Here is a 3,066-nt window from a genome sequence, read left to right as displayed (position 1 = left end):
TTGCTTGATTTTGCTCTTGATATGCCATGCTGAAAACCCTGAGTAGTTAACTTAAAAGCGTCTAAATACGCGCCAAGTTACTAAAATAATGAATTATTTAGATTATGGCATATGGGCGAGGGAGTTTATAGGTTTGGGTGATAAATGAGGTGTTAGTTAGGCTTTTTGAATTTTGAGGGCTAGAGCTTACCTATACTTAATTAAGTAATTCAAAAGTGGGCTTTATTGCTGCGAATAAAATTAACTGTTACATTTGTGATCATATTATATGAAAGGACTCTGTAAAAATGAAACTCAATCAAGTTTTATCAATTGTTAACCAAGTCGAAAAATCTAAATTTATTTCGTGTCTCGACCGCCTTTGTTCTGATGCTGCTAAGAATAATAAAAAACTAGCTAAAACAATAGACAACATTGACGGTCAAATTAAAAACGCATCTGGTAGCGAAATTACCCAATTATTCCATACGGTCAGAGATTTTTTTAAATGCTCTGTAAAAGATCAAATATTAATGAGTACAGCACAACTCAACTTGCTAGTTAATATTTTGAGTCGTGACGGGAATGGAGTTGCTCGAATTAGCTGGATTGAATCGCTTTATGAGAAAGAGTGGGCTGAGTTATCAAGGCTCTCAAAAGAGCTTAAAGATTATATTCAACAAAATTCAACTGAAAGCATTTTAGAAAGAAATCGGGCCTTGAAAATTTATCATGCATGCATGAAAGAAGCATACTTTAATGATGAAAAGAATAATCGCGATGCTAAAGTAACTGACGATGAGCGCAGCATTCTGAATGTGCTTGCAGATGAGTTGAATTTAACAACAGATGAATGCGCTGCTGTAGAGCATTTAGTCGATGTTATTCCTAAAAATGGAGTGCTGGATGCTTTAAATAGTCTGAGGGACATGGGGTTATTGTTTATAAGTAAAAAACGCCAAGAAGTGTTCATTCCAGATGAAATAGTAACTTTACTTAATGAAATTCAAGGGAAAGATTTAGCCGATAAATATATATTAAGAATCCTCAGAACTCTTACTGACGCTGAGCTTTCAAATGCACTTAAAGCGCATGGTCGTAAAATAAGAGGCGTAAGCCGAACTGATAAGATTCAAACAATTATTCATTCAGGGCTTAGCGCAGCTAGATTACTATCAGATGATATTCACAGTCTTGAAGATAATCAAAATCAACGTAAAGAGCGCTTAAAACAGTTAATTCAAGACTTAGAAATTGACACTGAAAAACTTGGCACTACTTTAGATGAGCGTATTAGTTTAATACTATCATCGCTATCAGGTGCAACAGAAAAGGAGTTTGATTCCCTCAGCGCTAGTGGATTTAAGCAGCTTCTAAAAACATTAGAAGAACATTTTCCAACAATGCAAGTAGTGCTTAAAGAAGCATTTGAGCTTGAAGCTAATGAAATAATAGATACTGAAAAATTACGTGCCTTGAGTATCACACCTCATGATATTTTATATTTACTTTCAAATGATGAAGTAAGAGAAGTTCGAGATAGTATGGGGCTATCTAAACGTGGTAATGCGCGTTTTGCTATTTTAGAAAGCTTTGCTAATGCGACCGATAAACTAATTGAAAATTACGACGCATTAGCGCGTCGTGATATCAATACTCTTAGGGAAGTTGGTGCAGATGTAACAGAAGCAGATATTGGTGTTAAGTTTGAAGAAGTCACAAAAGCAATTTTTGAACTACTAGAGCTAAATATCGACGAGGACCTTCGTAAAGATTTAAATACTGCTAAAGATAAAGCAGATATCGTAATTTCACTAAGTGATAACGACATAATTATAGGTGAAGCAAAAACCTGTAAAAATGGAGATTTCGCCAAATATTCAACAACGTCGCGGCAAGTAAAAGCCTATGTAACTCGCGCAGAAAACCAGGGTAAACGAGTTGCACAAGTGTTGATAATCGCGCCCAGCTTTTCAGATGATTTCATTGAGTCCGCCGAAATGGATACTGAAGTAAATATCTCATTGTTAGAAGCGCATGGTCTTAAGTTAATACTTGATGCTTACAAATCTAAACGTAACCCAAGTTTCGCTCCTAAGTTACTTACTAAAGGTGGTTTGCTAAAAGCAGAGTTAATAGCCAAGAATATTTAAGGCAGATACTAAAGGCATGTACTAACTTAAAAAATCAGTTAATTTAATAAAAGAAAAATCTACCTAATACAATGAAATTAAAGTTAAAAATAACATTACTCTACTCACTTTTTATATCTACTAGTGCTTTAGCTGAACTGGCTAAAGTTCAAGTAAATGGCTTTGACGTTGAATACGAGCTAGCTGGTAAAGGTAAACATACTATTTTACTTGAAGCGGGTGGTTCTGCTGGTTTAAGTGATTGGGATCCGGTTTTTGAATCACTGATTCAACACGCTAAAGTTATACGATATTCTCGTATTGGTAATGGCGGTTCTGCACAAATAAAGAAAAATTATAGCTCAGAAAAATATGCAGCAGAGGCTTTATTATTACTCAAAACACTGAAAATAGAAGAGCCTGTTGTATATATTGCGCACTCTTATGGTGCTTATATTGCGCGTGTATTTGCTGCAACATACCCTAATCAGATTAAAGCGTTGATGTTGATTGAGCCTGCATCAGAGCACGATGTAGATATTATGCGCGCGATTGATTTGCCACGCGCTGAAAAAGAAATTGCAGCAATAAAGCTCGACGATATGAAAAATGGAATGTCGAATCAGTATTTAGATTTTTGGGCAAAACGCTCACTGCCTGATTACCCACAAATTGCTGACATACCCGTGACAGTAATCGCCTCAGTTAAAAAATATAAAAAGCCATCTGTATTATTTTTTACCGACAAGGCACGTGAAATGTGGGGCGACTTACATTCAAAGTGGGCTAATGCCTTTCCTCAAGGTGAAATAGTAATAACAAATAAAAGTTATCACTACCCACAAAATGATGAGCCAGAAATGGTTGTAGCCCAAGTAGTTAAATTGCTTGAACGTACTAAATGAGGTGTGGGTTTGGTTGTTGATTGTATAAATACCAATTACTGTAAATGAGT

At 35.6% G+C, this 3,066-nt stretch carries 2 protein-coding genes; both read left to right on the top strand.

All coding sequences use genetic code 11. From position 1 onward, the window contains the following. The first annotated feature begins 287 nt into the window (after nt 1–287). Nucleotides 288–2,132 (top strand): hypothetical protein, encoded by a 1,845-nt coding sequence (locus H5119_RS19765; RefSeq protein ID WP_182703446.1) that lies wholly within the window; start codon nt 288–290, stop codon nt 2,130–2,132. A gap of 71 nt (nt 2,133–2,203) precedes the next feature. After that, entirely contained in the window at nt 2,204–3,016 is an 813-nt protein-coding gene (locus H5119_RS19760; protein WP_182703445.1) for an alpha/beta fold hydrolase, read from the top strand. Nucleotides 3,017–3,066: the final 50 nt, after the last annotated feature.

Source organism: Pseudoalteromonas sp. SG45-5, assembly GCF_014164085.1.
Taxonomy (GTDB): domain Bacteria; phylum Pseudomonadota; class Gammaproteobacteria; order Enterobacterales; family Alteromonadaceae; genus Pseudoalteromonas; species Pseudoalteromonas aliena.
Note: the sequence above shows the minus strand (reverse complement) of the source record. Positions and strands in the feature narration are given on the sequence as shown.

Bases quoted from the DNA above. Each gene is read 5' to 3' on its own strand.
- H5119_RS19765 (WP_182703446.1), top strand. From the start codon at position 288: ATGAAACTCAATCAAGTTTTATCAATTGTTAACCAAGTCGAAAAATCT.
- H5119_RS19760 (WP_182703445.1), top strand. From the start codon at position 2,204: ATGAAATTAAAGTTAAAAATAACATTACTCTACTCACTTTTTATATCT.